The sequence below is a fragment of the Acinetobacter sp. YH16051 genome (assembly GCF_013417135.1).
Taxonomy (GTDB): Bacteria; Pseudomonadota; Gammaproteobacteria; order Pseudomonadales; family Moraxellaceae; genus Acinetobacter; species Acinetobacter towneri.
In genome coordinates, this window is sequence record NZ_VPEN01000006.1 from 21,671 (window position 1) to 38,336 (window position 16,666).

The following is a 16,666-nucleotide window of genomic DNA, read 5'->3' on the forward strand; positions in this document are numbered from 1 at the left end:
CCTGTTCGCAAGACTTGGTTTTTTAATTTGGCTTGATTGTAGATGTTACCTGTTTAGAAAATGGCTTCTAAACGCACTAAAGCACCGAGATAATGATTACGATCTGCGCGATCATCATTTAAATAATTGACATCGCCCTGAATAAAGAACCATTCACGTAAAAATGGTTGACGCCAAGAGACAAATGGCCCCCAACGATTTAAACGTAGGTCATCATCGTGATAATAACCGCCTGTATAAATGCCATAGTTAAAGCGGTTGCCTGCAAAGAATTGATGTTGTCTAAAGGTGTAGTTGTCCCAAACCAAATCATCATCTTGTTCATCGGCATAGGTCAGGCTAAATTGATTGGACAAGAAAGCCTGATTGGGGCGTGCGTGCGTGAGCTCCAAGTTGGTTCTGAGATAATTTTCACTGTCGATGCCATAACGATAAATTTGTTCGGCATGAAAAGAGAAATCATTTTCCAAAGTCCAGTCTTTAGAGGCTTTTAAACGCAGATAAATATCATCGCCAGAACGTACCCCTAAATCGACATCTGTTTCAAAAGGTAGACGCTCGGCAAAGTTCGACCAACGTAATGCCAGAGAACTGTTGTCTTCACGGCTACGTTTGCTGTCTACAGTTTTGTCTGCATCATGCGCTGGGTTTTCGTTGGTAATGGCGACGTTATTTTGCAATTCGTTATCGAGCGAGTCATCACCAAAGACCACACTGAGTTTATTTTCAAGCGTAGGCAGTTTGATTTTCCCGCGAATACGAGGTTTGACTTCATATTCATTATGCTTATCCCAACTGCTATCGACCAAAACCCGCAAAGTGGCTGAGGCAGGCTGTTCAGGACTTGGTTCACCAAACCAGTTATCCAGTTTATGTGCTGTTTTATCTGCCCAGTTGCGAATATTTTTTTGACGTTGATCGAACCAAGTTAAATGTTCCGTTTCTGCGGTGGCAGGTACAATGGGTTCATTGGATTGTTCGGGTAACACCGTCGGTGTAGCATCAATCCAACGTGGAATCGTGTAATAAAAACTGCTTTTATCTACTGCACTTGGCGGAGCGACAGGCAATTCATAAGGTGGCAGTGACGTATGGGCTTGATCCACTGCTTGAGTTGATTCTTGTGCAAAAGTGATGCCTGCGACCCCACTTAAGAGACAGCTTAATATAAAAGGCGATGTGTGCTTTATTCTTGACATTATTTACTGATCTTTAAGCCATTTTTGTTAGTGTTGAAAATCTATGAGATAAAAGCAAGACTTGGCTACAAAATCATAATATAAACGGCAGTTTTTAGGCAGAAACCTCTTTTTCTTGATACATTTGAAGTGCTTGGCATAACTGCAAAGCATCAATCGGTTGCTGTAATTGGGAGATGACTTTTTGAATCATTTGCCAACTAATACCTTGTTGTCGATCTAATAAAATGTGCGGTATAGCTTGTTCAGTACGGGACAGTTGTAAGCGCTTTTGACCATGAATCACACGAATTTTTTGTCGTTCTTTCAGTAAAATCAAAGGGGTATGACTCTGTGCTTCACTTTCTTCAAACTGAATAAACTTAGTAGTTTGAATGTGCTGTATCGGAATGAAAGGAAAATAATGCTCTTGCTGCCACACGATTTGAGCATCATGACTATAGCATTGAAAAAGCTGATCGAAATCAAATAAATGTTCTTGTAATTTTTCCCAAGAAATTTCACGTATTGCTGCAATTTCATGTTCAAACTGTTGGCAAAAGTTTTGAGTCAAACGAATCGCTTGCATTTGATCTAATGCGCCAAGCAGTACCACATATTTAATAAAGCGTCCTTGCGTATTGGTTTGTTCTGCCAAATATACCGTACGCGCCAACACCTGTTGCTGATCTTCTTCGGGATCAGACAAATGCACCAATACATCGGCATATTGCGTGACTTCTGGCGCTTCAGGCAAAAAGACCCGATACAACTGTGCTGACTCATTTTGGCTAAGATTGAGCGCAGAAATGGGGCAACTATATTGGCTTAACAATAGATTATAAGCTGGGTTGACGCTTGGTTTTTGCGTGCCAGCCGTCATCTGGGCAGTATCTATTGTCGTTGCATCAGGCTGAGTTATATCCAATGTTGCATTGGAAATGATCGTTTGGTCTGCTGTCGGTTCAATTGTAAGTTCATCTTTAGCCACGTCCAAAACTTGAGTATCAGACGAGGCAACTTCTTCTGTAGCGATGTGGTCTCTAATAAAGTCAAATTGAATTGGCGGATCTGCAGCTTTATTTTCTTCTGGGTCTACAGTGGCAAAAATTGGTTGAGTTTGTGCTGCTTCTATCGTTACAGTTTGAGCAGCTTCTAGCACAGCAGCTTGCTTGAGTTCTGCATCGGTTTGAAGGCAGTGATATTGTTGCTGCTGTTCCAACATCCAGCGATAGACCTGCTCTAAATCTTGAAACTCACTTAGTAAAGCAGTGCGGTCAGCAGCAGGAATTAACCAAATTTGCCAACCTGCTCTCGGTTGATACAAAATCGCCCAACCTGCTTCAGGCTGTTGATAAAGTACTGTTTCAAGTGCTTCAAGTTGTGTAAATACGCCACGAAAAGATTGTGCATATAAACTTTGTTCTGCAAAAGTTACCGCAGTTTGAATTGGATTTTGTGAGGCTTTAAATGTGAGCAACTGTTTTTGAAAAATCGGTTTATCGCACAGCATAAAAATTTCTTTAATGCGTGCTTTGGCTTTGGCTGTTTCATACAGACTGAGTCTTTTATGCGTTAAAGCATCAATTAAGTCGCGTAATTCTTTAATCAACAGTGATTTTTCTAGTGTATTCATTGATGCATACTTAAATATGTTGTTGTGCTTTTTCCAAATAATCTGCCAAGACAATATTCAGAGCCAATTCAATCAATTTATATTCTGCCGATTGTGGTTGAGGATAGTGTTTGGCTAATTCTATTAAATGGTTGACCTCAATCGCTTGAGGTGGAATTTTTCTTTGTATAAGTGCTTGAAGTTGTTGCATAGGCATCTGCTATAGCAATGAAAAAAAATCACTTTAATTATATGGATTTAATTAAAAAATACATGCTAAAAATTGTCAGCTTTTGTGCTTTTTTAGACATTATTGACAAAAAATGCGCTTTTTATATGAAAAATAATCAAAAAAATTTAAATCGCAGTGCCAAAAAAGTATTAGCAATTGGGTAGAACACAGTTTTTAGATGTTGCATGGACGATTTAAAGCAAATTTAGCATTAGAAAAACAAACAGCAGCCTGCTTTAGACTGCTGTTTGGGGAGAGAAATGGGAGAGATTAATACAGCTAAAATTAGTGGATAAAACGCGTAACTTAAGCTGCCTTTTGCGAAGTTGGTTCATTTACAACAGCTTCAGATGCAGCCGATTCTGTATTCACTTTTTGAGTTGGAAAATCAGGTACATGCACAATTTGAGCAGATACATTTGCAGCAATTGCTAAAAGTGAAACCATCAAAACAGATTTAAACATATTCATGGGAATATCCATCCAAAGTGTTAATGTCTAGGCAGAAGAATAGACATCGTAGGGAGATCAAACGAAATAAAAAATTCACATGAATCATAACAAAGTTTAAAATTTACAAAATGATCATTTCGGCAATTATTTTAAAAATAGCAATATAAAACAATATATTAGAGTTTTAGCTCTAGTTTTTTGTGTAGGCTTAAATGGTTGAGATGTCTGCAAAATTTGTATTTAGATAAGTCTGAAATGCGGGTGAATGGTGACAGTTTTTGACAGTGTGAAATCATGTAATGTTTTGGCTGTGATTGGTTAAACAGTCTAAAAATGCGGTTTTTTTAATCTATGATGGAATTCCAATAACGATAAAGGACAGTGAGAAAATCATGGCAATTGCAAAAGTAGTTGAAGTTAATTCAAGCAGTACAAAAAGTTTTGAAGACGCGATTCAGACTGGAATCGCTAAAGTGACAGAAACAATTAAAAATGTCCAAGGGGCGTGGATTAACGAACAAAAAGTGGTGGTTAAAGACAATCAAATCACGGAGTATCGGGTCAATTTAAAAATCAGCTTCTTGGTTGAATAACACCTCGCTTCATTAACGAAGCATAGTAAGATGACAACTAACCGAAGCATGGTTGCGGGGCAAAGCTGGAACTTTGACCCATTTTAAAAGCACAAAAAAATCCCGTAATGGGATTTTTTTGTACGTCTAATCAGCCGGAAGAACACTATTCAGCCTTGTCTGTATTTCAATCTTAAGCTTTAGGTTCAGATACATCGCATTGTTCTGCATCGCAGCTTGCTGCATCTTCAAGCTCTAGCTCGCTTGCTGCATCTTCAAGCTCTAGCTCGCTTGCTGTTTCAAGGGCTTTTTGCAGAACTTGCACAAAAACTTCGCGTGGCTGCGCACCTGCTAAAGCAATACGCTGATCAAATACGAAGAACGGTACGCCAGTGACGTTTAATTGTTCACGTGCAACTTCTTGGTCAAATTTTACAAAGTCGGCATATTCGTCAGAATCCAAAACATCATCCACTTCTACAGGGTTCAGCCCAATACGTGATGCAACATCTTCTAGTGTTTCACGCTCGCCAATTGCCAAACCTTGAGTCATATAGCTATAGAAAAAAGCTTCTTTGGCTTCGCTGCCCAAGCCTTTACTTTGCGCCAAATGCACCAAACGATGGGCATTAAAGGTATTGCCTGAATTGGCATTTTCCCATTGAAAGTCAATGCCTTCAGCTTTTGCCATTTCGGCAATATTACGCTGCATGTCTTCTACTTCGGCAAGGCTGCGCCCATATTTTTGTGCCAAACGCTCTGAATTGGACACTTCCTGACGCGGTGGCGCATCTGGATCGAGTTCAAAACTGTGCCAATGCACTTCTAATTCTACACCTGCTTCTTCAGCAGCAGCCTCTAAACGTTTTTTGCCGATATAGCAAAACGGGCAAACAATATCTGACCAAATATCAACGCGCATGAACAATCTCAAATTCTGTTTTTTACTAAGATGGGGATGTTACATAAAATTTAAAGCATAAAGCGATGCTAAACTTATTTTTGAGCATCTGGTCAAATAGCGTCATGGATACAGAATCATATAAAGGCATAAATGAATTGATTTATTTCACTATATTCTAATGGCTGCATTAGAAAATAAGCATAAAATGCTATACAAATGTGACAGGCTTCACGCTAAGATATTGCAAATACTAAAAAATAAGAGGGCACGCATGCGACGTATAGTGCTAATTATAGGATGTGCAACGCTGCTGATTTTTGGCGGGATGTTTTATCAATATCAACAGCAGCAAAAACAAGTCACTCAATTGCATGCTTATCAAAATGTGATTTATGAAAAAGCCGAACAAATTTTTGTACAGGCACAGGATTGGTCTAAGCCGATTCAAATTGACTTAAAAGATAATCGTTTAGATGGCGACTATCAAATTATGGCGAGTTTTGTCTTGAATCACATGGTGCAAAGTGCCGAAGCGCGCAATAGCTATTTACGTGAATTAAAAGCCTTGAATTGGGATCAGTTTTTAGATCCTCAACGACTTGCTGCAGATAAAAAACAAGACTATGCCGATACCGAAGCCATGTTGGTGCAAGTACGTGCCATGGTAGAGCTGTATCAGGAACATTTAGAACAGCATGAAGCGATGGCTTTGGAGCAGATTGAGAATCTTGAAATCAATCATAATTTGCGCCGTCATTTAGCAGAATCTTTGCTAGAAAGCCGCCATAATGACCAAGGACACGCATTATTTGAATTGGAAAAGAAAAATTTGGGTAAGGCGTATGTGTTGTTTGCAATTTTAAAAAACAATAAATGGGAGCTCAAAAACAATACCTTCATGTTCTATGAAGATGCAGCCTTGAAAGAATTTAATGCGGTATATCAAGAGATGGTGCAGCTCAATACGCAAATGCAAGAGATCACTCAGCAGCATCAGCGGGCACTGGAAAGCAAGTTGTAAGGTCTGGCAAATCCTTACATCAAATTGTCAAAAGAATGTCATCTGCCGTTCAAATCTCTTGCCTAAACTGTGCCTGTTGATTTAATTGCTCAGCTAGTCAGGTCCAATATGAACAGCATTCAAGTCTTTGATGATATTCAACAACTGTATTTGCAATTCTTAGAAAATAAAAACTACCCGAAACTCGAAAATTTAAATAATTGGGGCAAGAACCGTTACTTCTTTAATCAGCACTTTCGTTTGGTTGAAGATTGGCATCAGACTGAACAAATTGTGATTGAATTTAATCAACAATATTATTGCTTGGATACAGGCAGCGCCCCAGACTTTATGGATAAAGAACGCTATATGACATGGTTGATGGGGGAGTTGTTGGTTTAAGCCGTGCAGGTAAATCACAACTGATCAGCCATCTAGTCTTCAAGATAACAATGCAAAAGAATAAAATTTAAAAATTAGAACAGCTCAAAACAACAAAATAAAAAATCCCCGCATGATGCGAGGATTTTTTTATTACGAAGACTTTTTACACACGCTCAATAATTGTCGCGATACCTTGACCAAGACCGATACACATGGTCGCAAGACCAATTTGCGTGTCTTGTTGTTCCATCACGTTCAATAACGTGGTGGTGATACGCGCACCTGAACAACCCAATGGGTGACCGAGTGCAATTGCACCACCGTTCAAGTTCACACGATCTTGCTGATCATAAATGCCTAAGCCTTTTAGAACAGATAGACCTTGTGCAGCAAACGCTTCGTTTAATTCAAAGGTTTGAATGTCTGCAATTGACAAGCCCGCACGTTTAAGTGCTTTTTGCGTTGCAGGTACTGGGCCATAACCCATGATTGCTGCATCACAGCCTGCAACGGCCATAGAGCGAATCACCGCACGTGGTTTCAAACCCAATGCTTGTGCACGTTCAGCAGACATAAGCAACATCGCAGAAGCACCATCAGACAATGCTGAAGATGTCGCCGCAGTGACTGTACCGCCTTTCGGATCAAATACAGGACGTAAAGCTTGGAATGCTTCAAGGTTAGCATCTGGACGAATCACTTCGTCGATGTCGCATAGTTGTTTAAAGCCGTTTGCATCATGACCTTCAATGCCAATGATTTCGTTTTTAAAACGGCCTTCTTGCGTTGCAGCCCATGCACGACGGTGTGATTCCACACCAAAGGCATCTTGCTCTTCACGAGAAATACCGTTCATGCGACCCAACATTTCAGCAGTTAAGCCCATCATGTTTGAGGCTTTGGCATAGTGCTTCGATGCAGCAGGGTTGATGTCGATACCGTGCATCATGCCCACATGGCCCATGTGCTCTACACCACCAATGATGAAAATATCACCCTGATTGGTTGCAATTTGTGCCGCAGCGGTGTGGATCGCTTGCATTGAAGAACCACACAGACGGTTTACAGTTTGACCCGCTACTGTTTTTGGAAGATCAGCCAATAAAGCAATATTACGACCAATGTTCATACCTTGTTCTAGGGTTTGGTTAACACAGCCCCAGATCACATCTTCAACTTCGTTGACATCAAACTGGTTACGAGCAACTAAAGCACGAACCAATTCAGCCGATAGACTGTCAGCACGTACATTGCGGAACATACCGTTTTTGGTTTTACCCATTGCAGAACGTACGCCATCAACGATGACAACGTCACGTGGATTTAAAGTAGCCATTCACGTTGCTCCTTAACCGTAGAATTTTTTGTTGTTAGCAGCCATGTCACGCAACATTTGTGGCGCTTCGTAAGCTTTTCCTAAGTGTGCATATTTGTCGCAAAGCGCAACGTATTCAGCAACACCTGTTTGGTCGATATAACGGCATGGGCCACCACGGAATGGAGGGAAACCTACACCCATAATCATCGCCATATCTGCTTCAGATGGTGTCGCCACGATGTTGTCTTCTAAGCAACGTACTGTTTCATTACAGAAAGCCAACATCATACGGTCAATGATTTCTTGTGCATCAAATTCGCGCTTTTCAGATGTTGCGACAGATGCTACAAGCTCATACGCAGTTGGGTCGACCACTTTGGCTTTCTTGCCTTTACGATCCAATTCATATTTGTAGAAACCTACGTCATTCTTTTGACCAAGACGTTTGTTTTCGTACATGACTTGGATTGAGCCTTTATAGTCTGGCTTCATGCGGTCTGGGAAACCTTCTGCCATGACTTCTGCACCGTGAACGCCCGTGTCGATACCAACAACGTCCATCAGGTAAGCAGGGCCCATTGGCCAGCCGAATTTTTCCATGACTTTGTCAACTTGCTGGAAGTCTGCGCCATCTTTAAGTAACAAGTCGAATGCACCAAAGTAAGGGAACAATACGCGGTTCACCAAGAAGCCTGGGCAGTCGTTCACTACGATTGGCGTTTTACCCATTTTCTGAGCAAGCACTACAGTGGTTGCAATCGCTTCAGGTGAAGTTTTTTCACCACGAATCACTTCCACTAACGGCATCATGTGCACTGGGTTAAAGAAGTGCATGCCGACAAAGTTTTCTGGGCGTTGTAGGTTTTCTGCCAAACGTGTAATCGAAATGGTTGATGTGTTTGACGCGATAATGGTGTTTTCACGTACTGATTTTTCAGTTTCAGCCAACACAATGCCTTTGACTTTCGGATTCTCAGTCACGGCTTCAATCACGATATCTACTTCTTTAAACTCGTCATAGCTTAAAGTTGGGCGGATACGTGCCAAAGTTTCACCCATTTTGGCAGGTGTCATTTTTTTACGTTCAACTTGTTTGGTCAGCAATTTGTTTGCTTCAGACATCCCCAATGCCAATTGTGGATTGCCAATGTCTTTCATGATAATTGGTGTGCCTTTGCTTGCCGCTTGGTAAGCAATACCGCCACCCATGATACCTGCGCCGAGTACAGCCGCTTGGTTAACAGGATGCGCACCTTTTTCATATTTTTTCGAGGTCTTCTTCACCACTTGGTCGTTGATGAACAAGCCAATCAACGCGCCTGCTTGTGGCGTTACCGCAGCTTTAGCAAAGCCTTCCGCTTCCGCTTTGAGTGCGTCATTACGTGGCAAGCTTGCACCTGCTTGTAAAGAATCAAGCATGAGTTTTGGTGCAGGGTATTGTGCAGGATTCGCTTTGGCTAATACCGCACCTTTTGCAGTGTTGAACGCCATCATTTGTTCAAGTGGGTTCAATTTCACTGGGTCTAATTTTTCTTGGCGTTTTGCTTTCCAGTCCAAACGACCTGCAATGGCTTGTTTAACCAAATCAAGCGCAGCCGCTTGTAATTGATCTGCAGCAACTACAGCATCTACAGCACCGTCTTTAAGTGCAGCATCAGGACGTTTAGGGTTGGCCATTGCCATCCATTCAACCGCATTGTCGATACCAATAACGCGGCTTAAACGAACCGTACCACCAAAGCCCGGGAAAATACCGAGTTTGATTTCTGGTAAGCCCACTTGTGCTTGGTCTGACATGACACGGTAGTCACATACCAAACACATTTCAAAGCCACCGCCCAATGCCATACCATTGATTGCAGCAACTTTAGGAATCTCTAAATCTTCAAAAGCATTGAAGATGTCGTGAACAGGCAATGCCCAATCCACAATGGCTTGTTCGCCTTGAGCGAAGTTTGCGCCAAATTCGGTGATGTCTGCACCCACGATAAAGGTTGATTTCGCAGAAGTGACGATTAAACCTTTCACTTCATTGTTTGCTTTAACAGCCTCAATCGCAGCTTTAAAGTCTTCAATCGTTGCACGGTTAAATTTGTTGACCGACTCACCTTGTAAGTCAAAGCGGAATTCTGCAATTCCGTCCGAAAGCATTTGGACGGTAATGGCATTGCCAGCGTGGATCATGCCTGATCTCCTTTATTTTGGAGGACTTCTAAGTTGATGTTATGAAGCGTGTGCGATAGTCCTGCACACATATATGCCTCGCTAATCTTACGATAACTATATCGAAAAAAAATATAGCAAGTTGTATCAAGCCGTGACGCAAGGGTCATGATTTTTCTCATAGCGCGGAATTGCTTTTTGACCCGATTTTAAAATCCTATGTTTAAAGCAAGATGAAAGTGATTGTTTTCTCTTTTATTTTTAATCAGGTTGTATTGCATTTTCGATTTAGAAAAGCTTGATAAATAGATGTTATCAGTGGGTTGTTTTGGACAGAAAAGTAAATCCCTTGTTTTGATGATAAGTTTTAAAGCATGAAGTCGATAGGTTTGGACAGCGACTTGCAATGCTGTGTTCTATTTTCTGCTATCACCTTATGCGCTGAAATTGAGTAGAATATGCGACATTTTGAATTTTAGCTGTTTTCAGCAATTTAGGTTGTTCTATGTTGAAGTGGATTATTTTGGCGATTTTTATCGCTTCAGCGCTGTATATTCAACAGCGCGGCAAGGTGCGTCATAGTTTTTATCGTCAGTTTTTTGACCATTCTACCATCCTCGCACCGATCAACTATTTAATGTATTTGTTCTCTAAAGTACCAAATCAACCGTATATCGACACCCAGCACTTTCAAGATTTAAAGGTTTTGGATGACAATTGGGAAATGATTCGTGATGAAGCCAAAGCTTTATATGAACAGGGCGGTATTAAAGCTTCAAGTACTTACGATGATTTGGGTTTTAACTCATTCTTTAAAACAGGCTGGAAGCGTTTTTACTTAAAATGGTATGACTCCGCGCATCCATCTGCCGCAGAATTATGTCCAAAAACCACAGCATTATTAAAAACTTTGCCTAGCATTAAGGCGGCGATGTTTACTGAACTAGCGCCCGACAGTCGTTTAGTGCGTCATCGTGACCCGTATGCAGGTTCATTGCGTTACCACTTGGGATTGATGACACCAAATGATGACCGTTGTTTTATTGATGTCGATGGGGAGCGTTATTCATGGCGTGATGGTGAAAGTGTGGTGTTTGATGAAACCTATATTCACTATGCTGAAAATGGCACTTCTCAAAACCGTATTATTTTCTTTGCCGATGTCGAGCGTCCGTTAAAATCACTCTGGATGCAAAAGTTTAATCACTGGTTTGGCAAAAATGTGATGACCGCAGCAAGCTCTCCGAATGAAGCAGGCGATCAGACGGGTGGCTTAAATAAAGTCTTTGGCTATGTCTATCAAGTGCGTTTAAAAGCCAAGGCTTTAAAAGCTAAAAATAGTCGTGTGTACTATTTCTTAAAATGGTTTTTAATGCTCGGGATTTTCTTCTTAATTTTTATTCGCCCTTATGTGTTTTAAAGTATCGCAACGCCTTTCGGGGCGTTTTTTTATGACATTTTTGAGCAATTTCAGCAACGCACTTTAATTCCCGCCTATTTTTATGTATAGAATGAAGCAAATAGGGGAATTTTTATGCAAACGTTTCGTTCTAAAAAAGATTGGTGGGTTTTGGCTTTTGTGATTTGTATGTCTGGTCTATTGATTCAGTTATTGCTGACCATGTACGCCAAAGGCACGATGCCAGCATTTCCTGTGCACACAGGGGTGTATTTCATTACCATTTTTGTGTTGTGGTGGCCTGTGTTCAATACGCGCTATCAGGTCGATGCAGAACGCTTGCAGATCCGTTGCATGTTTTTAAAATGGGATATTCCGCGCGACAGTATTCAAAAAATATCTAAAACCAATAATTCTGTAGCGTCACCTGCTTTGTCGCTGAAGCGTTTAAAAATTGATTATCTTCAAGCGGGGCAGCCAAAATTTGTATTGGTTTCACCTAAAGATCAGACCAAATTTAGTCAAGCCTTGGGAATGGAAATTACCGACTAATCCCTAGGCTTTTTAAGCAAAAATAAGCATCAAAACTTTGAGGATGAGCAGAGCGGCATTCTCAAGATTCACGCAGCATAAGTCGCGGGCTTATTCTATTTTGAGGTGCAATTGATTTGCACTGCAATCTACACATATTTCCGATTTTTCAGGATACTTTAAAAAATATAAAGCTAAAATGGGTTCAAGTTCAGTACGAATTTTACGCCCCAAATGCCGCGCGCCGTAACGAATATCATGCCCCTGATAAAAATAGGCTTTAGCTGCTGCAGTGAGTTCGACTTGGCGCTGTTGATGCTGCAGGCGATGGTTTAACTTTTCCAATTCAATTTCAACCAATTGCGGCAGGGCATCAGCAGATACCGCTTGATAATGCAAACTACGGTCAATCCGATTTAAAAATTCAGGGTCAAATTTACGCTGCATGACTTTTTCAATGATCCGTTGTGTGGGCATGCGTTTTAAGCACAGTTGTTGTACTTTTTGCGGCAACAGATTCAATTTATCTAAGTATTGTTGTGCGGCTTGAGCACCCACATTGCTGGTCATAAAAATCATGCAATTGCGAAAGTCGATGGTTTTGGTGCCTGCAGTCAGGGTCAGTTTGCCTGTATCTAGCACATTCATTAAGCCACGTATCACTTCGCTTGAGGCTTTTTCCAGTTCATCAAATAACATAATGCCTGGGCGGGTGTGCGAACCTACAATCGCAGTTTCATCAAATAAACTATGGCCTTCTTTAGAGCCGACATAGCCAGGAGGCGCGCCTGTGAGTGCAGCCGCATAGTGTTCCTGCGCCAAGGTATTCATATCAATGCGGCAGAAGGCATCGGGGCGACCATAAATGGCTTCGGCAATCAGGCGCACCGTTTCGGTCTTGCCAACACCTGTCGGGCCAAGCATTAAAGTCACTGAAAGTGGTCGCTCTGTGCTGGAGAAATCGGCCTTGACCACATACAGCATTTTTTCGATTTCATTCAGCGCTGCATCTTGTCCAATAATCCGTTGACGTAACAATTGCATGACTTGTGTAGGTTCAAAATGAAAGCGCGGCTTGCCAATCAAACGGTCTTTGGCGGATACATACTGATGTGTACTGATCGGCTGGGACGTTGCGGATTGAATGGTCGGTATGCCGTGTGGTGCGGTCGTCATCCTGCACTTTCCTTCTGCTGACAAGATGCCTGAGCATAGCAAATCTTGTGTTGCCGACTGATCGTTTTTAGCACTGAGCTGATCGTTTTAGTGGATAGATCATGCGCTATGCCACAGGATAAAGCTTGAAAAAATCAGATAAAGCAGCACATCATGTAAAGAATGTAGCAAGAATAGGATGACTCGTGAGCCCAAACGCAGGTGAGCATATCGAGAAAATTTTGGCAAATATGACCCAATTGCCAGGGGTTTACCGTATGTTGGGTAAAGACGGGGAGTTGTTATATGTCGGCAAAGCCAAAAATTTAAAAAACCGAGTGTCGAGTTATTTTGTCAAAACCATCGAGCATCCTAAAACGCAGGCTTTAGTGGCGCGTATTTATGATATTGAAACTTTGGTGGTGCGTTCCGAAACTGAAGCGTTATTGCTTGAACAAAATCTGATTAAGCTGCATCGTCCACCGTACAATATTATGCTGCGCGATGATAAGTCCTATGTTTATATTTTTGTGTCGGCAGATCAGCCTTATCCGCGTATTGCCAGTGGACGCGGCAAAGGCAAGCATCAGATAGGCAAGTTTTTTGGGCCTTATCCGAGTGCGTACAATGCCCGCGATACTTTGGTGGTGTTACAAAAACTGTTTAATGTGCGGCAGTGTGAAAACAGTTATTTTGCTCAACGGCAGCGTCCGTGTTTGCAATATCAGATCAAACGCTGTTCGGCACCGTGTGTAGGATTGATTTCGCCCGAAGAATATAAAGAAGATGTTAATAATTCGATTCGATTTTTACAGGGCGATAGTAAAGAACTGAATCAGCAATTGATTGCTAAAATGGAAGCTGCAGCCGAAGCGTTGGAATTTGAAAAAGCAGTCTTTTACCGTGACCGTATGGCTTTGTTGCGTGATGTGCAGGCACAGCAAGCCATTTATAAACTCAAAGGCGAAGCCGATATTATCGCAATTGCTTATCAGGCAGGTGTGACCTGTGTGCAAATTATGCATGTGCGCAATGGCAAAATGCTGGGCGGTAAAAGCTATTTTCCTGATATGTTGGGCGATGATTTGGGGCAAATGTTGGCCGATTTTATTGCCAACTTTTACTTTCAGGTGGCCGATGAAATTCCAGCGGAATTGATTGTTAATGTGGAAGTGGCAGATTGCAAAGAGTTGGAACAAGCCTTACAGCAACACTTCGATAAAAAAATTCAAATTAAACATAAAGTGCGTGAAACCCGTGCCGAGTGGCAAGAATTGGCACAAATGAATGTGCAGCATGCCATTAAAGGTAAACTCGCCAATCACTTTGAATTAAATGAGCGTTTTCATCAGTTAGAGCAAGTGGTTGGACGCCCGATTGATCGGATTGAATGTTTTGATATTTCGCACACTATGGGCGAAGACACTGTGGCATCTTGCGTGGTATTTGACAGTGGTGGTATTCGCAAACGTGATTATCGACAATTTTCAATTCAGGATATTCAGGCTGGAGATGACTATGCTGCCATGCGCCAAGCTTTAACGCGCCGTTATAAAAAAGCCATGCTGCCCGATTTATTGCTGATTGATGGCGGTAAAGGGCAGTTGAATATGGCGATGGAGGTCATGCAGGAGTTAGGATTGGATGCCTTTATGATTGGGGTGTCCAAAGGCGAAGGACGCAAACCTGGTCTAGAAACGCTACATTTTACCGATGGCAGCAAAATTCAGCTGCCTGAAGATCATAAGGCGCTGCATTTGATTCAGCAGGTACGTGATGAAGCACACCGATTTGCAATTACCAAGCACCGTGCCAAGCGCGATAAAAAACGTGGCTCATCAATACTTGAAGTGATTCCGGGCTTAGGGCCAAAACGTCGTCGTGATTTACTCACCCATTTTGGTGGCATACAAGGTGTCCTGAAAGCTTCTGAAAAAGAGTTGACTTTAGTACCCGGACTGGGTGAAGTAATGGCGCGTACGATTTATAAAGTGCTGCATGAATGACTAAATTTCCTGCCTCATGCCTTATATTAGCTAAAAATCTTGCGAGATATATCTCTCACGTCGCAAACATAGACGAATTGTCAACAGACCCTATTTACTGCATAAAAAGCAGTATTTTCTACAAAGGTAAATAGCAAAAAAGTGCATTGACTCTGTCGTCATTGAACATTCACATCAGATCGAAACCCTGTAATATCAACCACAACATTGTTTAAGGAAAAGCTATGTCGTTGCTACAGACCTATCAAGCCATTGCCGAGCAAGAATGGATAGACATCCCGTTTGGGTGGTTACAGGGGCGCACTATTTATGGTGGATTGGTGGCAGGTTTGATGATGCAAAAAGCCCAGCTTTGTATTGCCGATCCGAAAAAGCGCTTGCTAAGCAGCAGTGTCACGTTTGTCGGACCTGTGCAACAAGGTCGGGCACGGCTCACGGCGGAAATTCTGCGTGAAGGCAAATCTGTGACCAGTGTCGAAGTTCGTTTATGGCAGGATGATGCAGTACAAAGCATTTTAATTGCTAGTTTTGGTGCGGCACGTGACTCCAGCATTGTGGTGCAACAAGAACGTACTGCGCCCAATTTTCCACCTGCAACGGAATTGCCTGTTACACAGCATCATCCTTTAGCACCTGAATGTTTTCAGCAGATGGATTTGGTTTGGTCTGAAGGACAATATCCGTTTACTGCTAGTCATAAACCTGATTTTGCAGGCTGGATGCGTTTTAACCCAAAACAGCATACGAATCGTGCCATGACCATTGCCGATTTGATGGTGGCTTTTGATATGTGGCCGCCTGGAGTACTGCCGATGTTTGAGCAGCTCGCTCCTGCCAGTTCACTGACTTGGCATGTGACCTATGTCAATCCTTTGCAAAATCAGCTGCAAGATTGGATGAAATATAAAGTTTTTACCGATCATGCTAGCGGTGGTTATGCCACAGAATATGCGCACTTATGGGATGATCAGGATCGGCTAATAGCGATTGCCCGACAGACCATCACCGTGTTTGCCTAGTGACACCTACTAGCATTTCGTATAAAGTGAAGCCTATTCACGATGACAAATCCTCAAAAAACTTGTGAATATGCAGCGTAAAGAGGGGAAACATTGGCGGTGTCTATGACAACAGGTCGTATCCTGAACATTCCAAATATATTAACTTTGGCTCGAATCGCCTTGATTCCTGTTTTTTTGTTGGTGGCGTATTGGCCGCCTGCAATGGGCGTAAAAGGTTATGATGGTGGCATGACGCGTCATATTATTTTGACGTCTATTTTTGTGATTGCTGCTGTGACCGACTGGTTTGATGGCTATTTGGCACGTACTTTGAATCAGACCTCTGCATTTGGGCGCTTTTTAGACCCTGTGGCCGATAAACTTATGGTCGCTGCGGCATTGATTGTTTTAGTGCAATGGCAACCGACTATTTCTATGGCTTTTGCCGCGATTGTAATTATTTCCCGTGAAATTACCGTATCTGCCTTACGAGAGTGGATGGCTGAACTCGGCGCACGTACCAGTGTGGCGGTGTCTACAGTGGGGAAATATAAAACAGCATTCCAAATGATTGCGATTTCAGTGTTCTTATTGAACTGGCAACCATTGGAAATGGTGGCTTATTTGTTGCTCTATACTGCTGTAATTCTAACGCTTTGGTCGATGTTTATTTATTTAAAAGCGGCATGGCCATATTTGAAACAACCTTAAATATCGTGATTCTTCATTAAAAAGTGCTTCTGATTGAAGCACTT

Annotated in this window: 16 protein-coding genes; 8 read left to right on the forward strand and 8 right to left on the reverse strand. The window is 41.9% G+C overall.

Annotated features, from left to right (window positions below):
- Positions 1 to 53: 53 nt before the first annotated feature.
- From FTV41_RS06840 to FTV41_RS06855, 4 genes are all read right to left on the reverse strand, one after another.
- Positions 54 to 1,199, reverse strand: coding sequence for a hypothetical protein (locus FTV41_RS06840; RefSeq protein ID WP_104852938.1), 1,146 nt, complete (start codon positions 1,197 to 1,199; stop codon positions 54 to 56).
- Positions 1,200 to 1,293: 94 nt separating this feature from the next.
- The gene (locus tag FTV41_RS06845) at positions 1,294 to 2,814 is read right to left on the reverse strand and encodes a hypothetical protein (protein ID WP_179996320.1); all 1,521 of its coding nucleotides are present in this window, start codon (positions 2,812 to 2,814) and stop codon (positions 1,294 to 1,296) included.
- Positions 2,815 to 2,824: 10 nt separating this feature from the next.
- Positions 2,825 to 3,004 (reverse strand): hypothetical protein, encoded by a 180-nt coding sequence (locus FTV41_RS06850; protein ID WP_104852940.1) that lies wholly within the window; start codon positions 3,002 to 3,004, stop codon positions 2,825 to 2,827.
- Positions 3,005 to 3,331: 327 nt separating this feature from the next.
- Positions 3,332 to 3,496, reverse strand: coding sequence for a hypothetical protein (locus tag FTV41_RS06855; protein WP_019836107.1), 165 nt, complete (start codon positions 3,494 to 3,496; stop codon positions 3,332 to 3,334).
- A gap of 374 nt (positions 3,497 to 3,870) precedes the next feature.
- Here FTV41_RS06855 and FTV41_RS06860 point away from each other — a divergent pair, with 374 nt between their 5' ends.
- A complete protein-coding gene (locus tag FTV41_RS06860) occupies positions 3,871 to 4,071 on the forward strand; it encodes a dodecin family protein (RefSeq protein ID WP_004975809.1) in 201 nt (66 codons plus the stop codon).
- 172 nt (positions 4,072 to 4,243) lie between these two features.
- Here the strand turns inward: FTV41_RS06860 and FTV41_RS06865 are convergent, their stop codons facing one another.
- Complete coding sequence (locus FTV41_RS06865; protein ID WP_179993494.1) at positions 4,244 to 4,972, reverse strand: DsbA family protein; 729 nt, start codon at positions 4,970 to 4,972, stop codon at positions 4,244 to 4,246.
- Between the two features lie 253 nt (positions 4,973 to 5,225).
- On the opposite strand from FTV41_RS06865, the gene FTV41_RS06870 reads away from it, so the two are divergent.
- Together FTV41_RS06870 and FTV41_RS06875 are read left to right on the forward strand one after the other, a co-directional pair.
- Positions 5,226 to 5,975 (forward strand): hypothetical protein, encoded by a 750-nt coding sequence (locus FTV41_RS06870; RefSeq protein WP_179996321.1) that lies wholly within the window; start codon positions 5,226 to 5,228, stop codon positions 5,973 to 5,975.
- A 108-nt stretch (positions 5,976 to 6,083) separates the two neighbouring features.
- Complete coding sequence (locus FTV41_RS06875) at positions 6,084 to 6,356, forward strand: hypothetical protein (protein WP_004975814.1); 273 nt, start codon at positions 6,084 to 6,086, stop codon at positions 6,354 to 6,356.
- Between the two features lie 145 nt (positions 6,357 to 6,501).
- Here the strand turns inward: FTV41_RS06875 and fadA are convergent, their stop codons facing one another.
- Positions 6,502 to 7,674 carry an acetyl-CoA C-acyltransferase FadA gene (fadA, locus tag FTV41_RS06880; protein ID WP_004975824.1) on the reverse strand — a complete coding sequence of 391 codons (1,173 nt, stop codon included), beginning with the start codon at positions 7,672 to 7,674 and terminating at the stop codon, positions 6,502 to 6,504.
- Between the two features lie 12 nt (positions 7,675 to 7,686).
- The gene (gene fadB, locus FTV41_RS06885; RefSeq protein ID WP_179993495.1) at positions 7,687 to 9,840 is read right to left on the reverse strand and encodes a fatty acid oxidation complex subunit alpha FadB; all 2,154 of its coding nucleotides are present in this window, start codon (positions 9,838 to 9,840) and stop codon (positions 7,687 to 7,689) included.
- 484 nt (positions 9,841 to 10,324) lie between these two features.
- Between fadB and lpxO the strand changes: the two genes are divergently transcribed.
- Both lpxO and FTV41_RS06895 read left to right on the forward strand, forming a co-directional pair.
- Positions 10,325 to 11,239 (forward strand): lipid A hydroxylase LpxO, encoded by a 915-nt coding sequence (lpxO, locus tag FTV41_RS06890; RefSeq protein ID WP_179996322.1) that lies wholly within the window; start codon positions 10,325 to 10,327, stop codon positions 11,237 to 11,239.
- Between the two features lie 114 nt (positions 11,240 to 11,353).
- Complete coding sequence (locus FTV41_RS06895) at positions 11,354 to 11,770, forward strand: PH domain-containing protein (protein WP_004975829.1); 417 nt, start codon at positions 11,354 to 11,356, stop codon at positions 11,768 to 11,770.
- A gap of 90 nt (positions 11,771 to 11,860) precedes the next feature.
- On the opposite strand, the gene FTV41_RS06900 is transcribed toward FTV41_RS06895, so the two are convergent.
- Entirely contained in the window at positions 11,861 to 12,925 is a 1,065-nt protein-coding gene (locus tag FTV41_RS06900) for an AAA family ATPase (RefSeq protein WP_167845727.1), read from the reverse strand.
- Positions 12,926 to 13,110: 185 nt separating this feature from the next.
- On the opposite strand from FTV41_RS06900, the gene uvrC reads away from it, so the two are divergent.
- The 3 genes from uvrC to pgsA all read left to right on the forward strand — a co-directional run bounded on the left by uvrC (position 13,111) and on the right by pgsA (position 16,622).
- Positions 13,111 to 14,910 (forward strand): excinuclease ABC subunit UvrC, encoded by a 1,800-nt coding sequence (uvrC, locus tag FTV41_RS06905; protein WP_179989517.1) that lies wholly within the window; start codon positions 13,111 to 13,113, stop codon positions 14,908 to 14,910.
- Positions 14,911 to 15,134: 224 nt separating this feature from the next.
- On the forward strand, positions 15,135 to 15,929 hold the full coding sequence (locus FTV41_RS06910; protein ID WP_179996323.1) for a thioesterase family protein: 795 nt from the start codon (positions 15,135 to 15,137) through the stop codon (positions 15,927 to 15,929).
- Between the two features lie 105 nt (positions 15,930 to 16,034).
- Positions 16,035 to 16,622, forward strand: a complete 588-nt coding sequence (gene pgsA / locus FTV41_RS06915; protein ID WP_179996324.1) for a CDP-diacylglycerol--glycerol-3-phosphate 3-phosphatidyltransferase — start codon at positions 16,035 to 16,037, stop codon at positions 16,620 to 16,622.
- Positions 16,623 to 16,666: the final 44 nt, after the last annotated feature.